Here is a 6,512-nt window from a genome sequence, read left to right as displayed (position 1 = left end):
AGGTTAAAGCGCACGGGGATTTTCGGCCCCAGATTTCCGAGAATGCTGTTTCCCGTGACCTGCCCTAAAGGGATGTTAATCATAATTTCATCGGCCGTTTTCCCGCCTTTTTCCGTTTCATGCTGTTTATTGTTCGACTCCACTTCCTTCAAATGAGCCTGAAGCTGCTTTGTCACTTTCGCCTTCATACTGTTGACCATTTGTGTATTAAAATCCATCGTTGTGACTTTTCCGTTTTCATCCGTTTTCATATCGACCATATCTTTCACATTGTCGCTGTGAGACATGTATTCTTCAATGGATTCCGTAATGACCTCTGTCGCCACCCGTTTGGTTTCCATTTCTCCTATGTTCATCAGCACCGGTTTGATTGAGGAGTTGATCATCCAGAGGCTAATGACCGTCGATATAGTAAAAAAAGCAAACGACAGAAGAAGCACATACCGAAAAGGCAAAGGCCCTCTCTTGCGAAGAGCGCTCCGGTATCTAGGCAAGAAAAATCCCCCCTTACATATCACAATGTATGCTTGTAAGGGGGGACATAGTAATTTATTTTCACACTTAAAAACCCCGGAATAAAGTATTGTTTTTCTTTCGGATCACAGATGTCCATGTATCAGACCTATTCAGCTTGGCAATAAGGCTCCAATAATCACAGACATATATTTGGAATTAGTGTATAATGATTCCTGTACATTAAAGCATGCTCACTCAAGGGAGTCTTGCTCATCCCCTACGAAAGGGGGTGATGCTTATGTCAACATTTCAGGCATTAATGTTAATGCTTGCATTTGGGTCGTTTATAATCGCCTTGTTGACGTATATAAATAAAAAATAGACCTCCCTTGAGCCTGGAAACCTGAAGGGTTAGGTCTATCATGAACAACATCGAGCAAGCCCTTTGATGGGTAGCTTTTTGTACAGAGCCGGGGTGTTGGTAGCACCCTGGTCTTTTTATTTTATGCATTTCCCAAATCAAAATGCACAAATAATCATATAACTGTATTACCTACACTAATTATAACCACATAAAAATGGTATTTGCAATACTATTGCTTTATGGATTAAACCACTTCAACTTTGATTGAGAATCCCTGTTCCAGGCTACCTCATCACAATTGCAATACTTTTGCTTAACTGTTTAATAAATCATCATCTAGCTCAATAGATAAAATACCATCGTCTTCATCGTCCACATCTGTTGCCTCTTCTATAAACAGACTTTGAATGAAGTCAGAGAAAGAGTTTGCGACCAAAAATGTGTCTTTTACTCCATTTGTCAATTCATGATCCCAAAAATAAACTTTTCCTGCTGCTTCTCCTTTCACACCAAGACAAATTTGATCTCCTCCATCAGCATCAGCAATCGGGATAATCCAATCTGGCATTTGTTCTCTATAAGTAACTGTCATTGATTTGACATCAAAGTCAGTATCGCCTATCCCAAACCAATAAAATAGCCCTAATCTTAAATAATTATTACTAGCCAATGGATTCTCTTCTAAGCTTGGAAATAAAACATTATCTGCTTGTATCGTGCTCCCGCCATATCTTACAACGAATTCTTTGTAAACCTCATCAAGATTTATGTTTAATTCGTTTTCAAATGCTTTGATTTTTCTTTTGCTTTCTTGTTCATCGCTTGATGCGTAATACTTTAAATTAAATTTGTTCATTTTTTCAGTGATATCGTGTATGCTCATTCCAAAATCTCCACTTAGATCGGGTTTTCAGGATAATCAGCTTTATATTTCTCAATTATCCCTTTTAGAGACGCATCAGACGGTTCCTCACCTAGATACTTATGTTTCCATATGATGTGTTGATCACTGAAGCTGTAATCAGTGCTAAACCAATCAGTGTAATCAAAACTGATATTTAATTTGCCTGTTCTTTCAAGGCTTAGCGTAAACGAATACCATAATTCTTGATCGTTCTCCTTGAATACTTCTCGTAGCTTCTCACTCAGATCAAACAACTTTCTCTTTTTCTCAGTAAAGTCATCTTCATCAATTGTAAAAATAAAAGGTACTTCTAAGCTATACTTGTAATTTTGTGGCTCGTCGGGAGTATTGTAATAAAAATAAGTTCCTCCTCCTGTTTCCGAAACTTGTGCATAAAACCAAAACTTTTCCCATTGCTCGGGGATCATTTCATTTATTGTTTCTGCAATCTCTTTATATAGATTGTTTAGTTTTGTCTCCAACGTGCTCAACCTCCAGGTTTATTTTTTATGATTTTTTCATAAAACCCTTTTCCTTCAATGTGGTACATTATCTCAAAAGAATCTGGTCTTAGTGAATCTCCTTTATAAACAGGTGAAATTTTCACTTTAACTTTTCTTGGAGGTTCCTCTTTTAGTGCATTTGCCCATTCAGTCTCCATTTTGTACCATTCCCCACCAGAACGGTTAACTTGACTGTTCTGGGCTATCAAATTATCAATTTCTCCTGATCCTTTAAATTGACTGCCAATCAAATGGCCTCCATCATCATCTGGTAGCCTATCTTGAGGCTTACCAACATTGGACTGAGCATATTGATTTCTTTTTCCCTCGCCTAATTGCAAATCAGCATCAACATTTGTAATTCTGCCATAGTTGTCGGTTTTATAGGAATAGCCTTCTTTTGTTTTATAAATAACATTAGGCTTTAGTGTCTTTCTTCTCGACCATTTCGCATAATGTTCACCGTATTTAACAGTTACAGGAGGTACTTTAGGTACCGGGAGCCTTCTACCAGTCGGGGAAGTGCCGAAGATACTGTTTTGTTTTTTGGCAAAGTTTAATATACTGTCTTTCAATCCTCCACTGTTAACTACATTATAAGGAACTCCTCCAGCCGGAACAACATCGTAACGTGGATTATAAGGCAATAAATCAGCAATTGAGACATCTTTCATCTTTTGGCTTGCTTTACTGACTCTAGAGCTGACTTTTCCAGCTACATCTGCTTTTGTAAGAGAACCGGTTCCCTTTGTGCCTACTACAGAGGTAACTACTGTACCTATCGCATATGTCACCCATCTTGATCGGGAATACGCATCTCCATTTACCATATCTTTTTGATACGATTCCTCAATAGCTGTTGAAATGGCATTATACGTGTTTATCGGATGAGCAACTGCCCCTATGATACCTTCAACAACTTCATCGGGTTTAGTGATTAGTTGCCATAACCCGCTAACCGTGTCTTTCCCGACATCATATGCCCCTATGCCTACACCTTTTAAAATATCCCAAGTCACTTCTCCGGCTTCTTCCAGCTGTTTTGCTTGTTCAAGCTGCATCACATATTGTTGTTGGGAAGGTTCAAGGTTCTCGTAACCGATCTTCTTGGCAATCTCCAAGTATTCATCAGGATCAGTTACTCCATCAGCGAGCTTTTTCTGCAGATCCTTGATTTCCCGCTCTTTCGCTTCTTCCTTTTTAAACGTCAGATAAGCATCCGAATGTCTTGCAATCTCGCCTTTCTTCTTATGTATATCGCTTTCACGGTATGCTTTGGCGTTATAGTGAAGTGGTGTTGCGTTTTTCCCTTTACCCGTGGCATTTTGAAGCTGTTGAAAATCTGCCTGAATGAAATGTTCATTCGCCTCGGTTTCTGCGTACTCTTTCGTTAGATCGTGATCAAGCTTGCCGAGCTTGTGTATGGTATTGTCCCGTTTCTTGTCTGCTGACTCCAGCTTTTGTTCGACATCTTCTGTCGAGAAAACATCAATATGAACAATATCGCTTATCTCGTTAAGAATATCCCTCATTTCATTCCGCTGCTCTTGAATGATGGCTTTTGATTTATTATTCGCATGAATCAACTCATGTTCTAAAAATGACTCTTCCACAAACGAATCGGCCAGTCCCGCATCAGTTACTTTTCCTGAAATACTGTTAAGAAACGCAATTTTCATGTCGATCAGATCAAGCCAGCTGTCTGTGACGCCGGCGTGGTCTTGAAAGAATGCTTTGATGTTATCAGCACCTTTGCCCGAAAACTCACTGTCATCTAAATCAGCCATTCCTTGAAATGCTTTTCTGAGATTAATAAATTGTTCTCTAATCTGATCGTATTCTTTTGCTCGCTTTTCAGCTGCTGAAATCAACGAGGATGCTTCAAATACTTTCATATCCGTCTCCTTCCCACTCAATCTTATCTAAATTTTACCACATTAAATCACATGTAAGGAGAGCTTCTTCGTTTTGTTGAAGGTCTCTTTCTTAGGAGATTTGTACTTTAACAAAATCTTAAAATAGGCTTAATTCAGTTGATAAAAAATGGAAAAGGTGATACTATCCTCACGAAAGGAGGTATTAATTGTAAAATATATTATTTATTTACACCTCAGATACTCATAACAGGTTTAAACAGAAGAAAAAGGAGTGTAAAACCATTATGAAGTATGTGTCAAAAAGCATTTGGTTAGTTGTAATAGCTCTCTCTTTATTATTCTCTTGCTATCCCCTCTATGATGCAAAGGCAACGGTAAACAAAGAAATCACTGACAATAATGCAACTGGCATTGACCTTAACAAACGTATCTCAACAGTAAATGAAAAACCGCAAAACACCGATTCATCTAAAAGAGAATTAGCCGGATCAGAAAGTAAGCTGCAAAAAATCGCCAAGGAACAAGGAATGGATGTTGAAAGTTCATACCAAACTTATATAGCTTATGACAAAGATGGTAATCAGACATCATCTGGACAAGTCACCTCTGAAAACCAACGGAAAACTGTTGAGAAAAAAGCAAAAAGTATTATCTATTTCAGTCACACTTTTTTAGGTGGAAAAGTTAATAAAGTGATGCACGGAGTTGAAATTTCAAAAATAGTAGGAATTCCTCCTGCGTCAGCAGAAGTACATCAGGGTTTATGCAAGAGTGGCTATTATAACAAACAGTTTACTTGCCCCCATACTATTAGAAAGACCTTTGTAGGGACTCAGGTGAAAAAGGGATCGGAAGTTCATCAATTTATTAATGTAAACAAAACAACATTTTGGAAGTATACTGGCGGCGCAATTGCTACTTGGGCAGGGAAAAAACCAACTGTTAGAACGATATCCTGGACTGAAGGATTATACCTAACGAATATGAAGGGAATGTTTTTCCCCTCCAATTACACAGATAAGCAATCAGGATTAAATATATTAGCTCCATCTAATGCATTTATTAAATGGGTGCCTAGCGATAAAAGAGTAAAATGGGGAACTACAGAACGCAAAGCATATAGGAACTGGTATGATAAAAAATACGGCAAAAAAACTTGGGTAAAATTTGAGATTCATCATCAACTACCTAGAGAGTACGGTGGAGGAAATCAGACAAGCAATTTAATTCCTATCGATGTGAATTTTCACAGGAAAGAAGTAAATCCATGGTGGGCTTCTTATACAAAAAAGAAGTAAAATTGTAGATGAATGTAGATGAAGACTCCTATGCGGAGTCTTTTTATTCTGAAACCAGTTTATAATACTCTCGGATATTCGGATTCACTTCCCAATATTTCGTTCCATTAGAAGACACTAACATATCAAACCATATTTCAAAATTCGAATCTAAGTTAATCGCATCTTCAATATCATCAATTGAGTCTAGATATAGCATATAACCTAATCCATTTTTTGATTTGTTTGTGTCTATGACATATCTTCCATCAAAATGATATCCAATTAAAACGTATCCCTCTGGGAAATCTTGAACCTCATTATATTCAATGATTCCCTCTAAGCTAAGTATTTCAATCCCATCAAACATTTCCATCCCATTGTGCTGTAACAAAAACTCTTTATAGTCATTAGGGAAGGTAACACCTAGCTTCTGTTCTATATCGCTAATTTCTTGAGGACTAGCAGGATCTTTGAAATGAAAAGTAGCATCTTCCATGACATACCCTCCATGATGAAACATAGGGAATGTTCCGTATTTAGAAACAGCTTCCTTTATTCCATTAAGAGTCATTTGAATTAACTTCCCTTCTTCCATATAACTTTCCCTCCTCTAAGGTTTAGACCACTAAATTTTACCACACAACTTTATTTGATTGTTTTAAAATGACAAAATCAAATTTACAATCTTTGGTTTTATATTTATAATTAGGAAGGTTTGTCCGATATAGAGACAGAACAAACAAATTTGGGGGAATTACAATGAAGAAATGGTTGTTAGGTATTGCCGCATTATCTCTAAGCTTTTCTTTAGCTGCGTGTGGGTCTGATTCTGCTTCTACAGATAAAACAGATTCAGATAAAGCTAAAACAACGCAGCAAGAAGAAAAGAATGCAAAAGAGACAAAGGCAGACACCCAATCAAACGACAAAAGCAATAATGACAAAAATGAAAAAGCCGAAAATGCTTCAAAGAAGGATTCGTCGGATAAAAAGACATCTGACAATAAGAAAAAGCTGGTCGATGTAACACTTAACAGAACGGTTGACGGAGATACGATTAAAGTTAACTATAAAGGCGAAATCAAAACAGTTCGTTATTTGCTTGTTGACACTCCTGAAACTAAGAAG

The 6,512-nt window shown here is 37.4% G+C and carries 8 protein-coding genes; 3 read left to right on the top strand and 5 right to left on the bottom strand.

From position 1 onward, the window contains the following. Positions 1-494 (bottom strand): sporulation protein YunB (gene yunB / locus BGM27_RS08580; RefSeq protein ID WP_217031240.1); only part of this gene is annotated, 494 nt, incomplete at its 3' end. A gap of 254 nt (positions 495-748) precedes the next feature. Here yunB and BGM27_RS08575 point away from each other — a divergent pair. Continuing rightward, on the top strand, positions 749-838 hold the full coding sequence (locus BGM27_RS08575) for a putative holin-like toxin (protein ID WP_076982784.1): 90 nt from the start codon (positions 749-751) through the stop codon (positions 836-838). 295 nt (positions 839-1,133) lie between these two features. On the opposite strand, the gene BGM27_RS08570 is transcribed toward BGM27_RS08575, so the two are convergent. Genes BGM27_RS08570 through BGM27_RS08560 form a run of 3 tightly spaced genes read right to left on the bottom strand, consistent with a single transcriptional unit; the run spans position 1,134 to position 4,122 of the window. After that, positions 1,134-1,703, bottom strand: a complete 570-nt coding sequence (locus BGM27_RS08570; protein ID WP_020954201.1) for an SMI1/KNR4 family protein — start codon at positions 1,701-1,703, stop codon at positions 1,134-1,136. 14 nt (positions 1,704-1,717) lie between these two features. Further along, positions 1,718-2,206 (bottom strand): antitoxin YezG family protein, encoded by a 489-nt coding sequence (locus BGM27_RS08565; RefSeq protein ID WP_020954202.1) that lies wholly within the window; start codon positions 2,204-2,206, stop codon positions 1,718-1,720. 5 nt (positions 2,207-2,211) lie between these two features. Further along, positions 2,212-4,122, bottom strand: coding sequence for a T7SS effector LXG polymorphic toxin (locus BGM27_RS08560; RefSeq protein WP_020954203.1), 1,911 nt, complete (start codon positions 4,120-4,122; stop codon positions 2,212-2,214). A 266-nt stretch (positions 4,123-4,388) separates the two neighbouring features. On the opposite strand from BGM27_RS08560, the gene BGM27_RS08555 reads away from it, so the two are divergent. After that, positions 4,389-5,402: a hypothetical protein gene (locus tag BGM27_RS08555; protein ID WP_020954204.1), complete on the top strand. Its 1,014-nt coding sequence runs from the start codon at positions 4,389-4,391 to the stop codon at positions 5,400-5,402. A gap of 43 nt (positions 5,403-5,445) precedes the next feature. Here BGM27_RS08555 and BGM27_RS08550 read toward each other — a convergent pair whose 3' ends face one another. Continuing rightward, the gene (locus BGM27_RS08550) at positions 5,446-5,880 is read right to left on the bottom strand and encodes an SMI1/KNR4 family protein (RefSeq protein ID WP_076982859.1); all 435 of its coding nucleotides are present in this window, start codon (positions 5,878-5,880) and stop codon (positions 5,446-5,448) included. Between the two features lie 263 nt (positions 5,881-6,143). On the opposite strand from BGM27_RS08550, the gene BGM27_RS08545 reads away from it, so the two are divergent. Further along, positions 6,144-6,512 (top strand): thermonuclease family protein (locus BGM27_RS08545; RefSeq protein WP_483297756.1); only part of this gene is annotated, 369 nt, incomplete at its 3' end.

The organism is Bacillus sp. FJAT-27001, assembly GCF_019039175.1.
Lineage (GTDB): Bacteria > Bacillota > Bacilli > Bacillales > Bacillaceae > Bacillus > Bacillus velezensis.
Note: the sequence above shows the minus strand (reverse complement) of the source record. Positions and strands in the feature narration are given on the sequence as shown.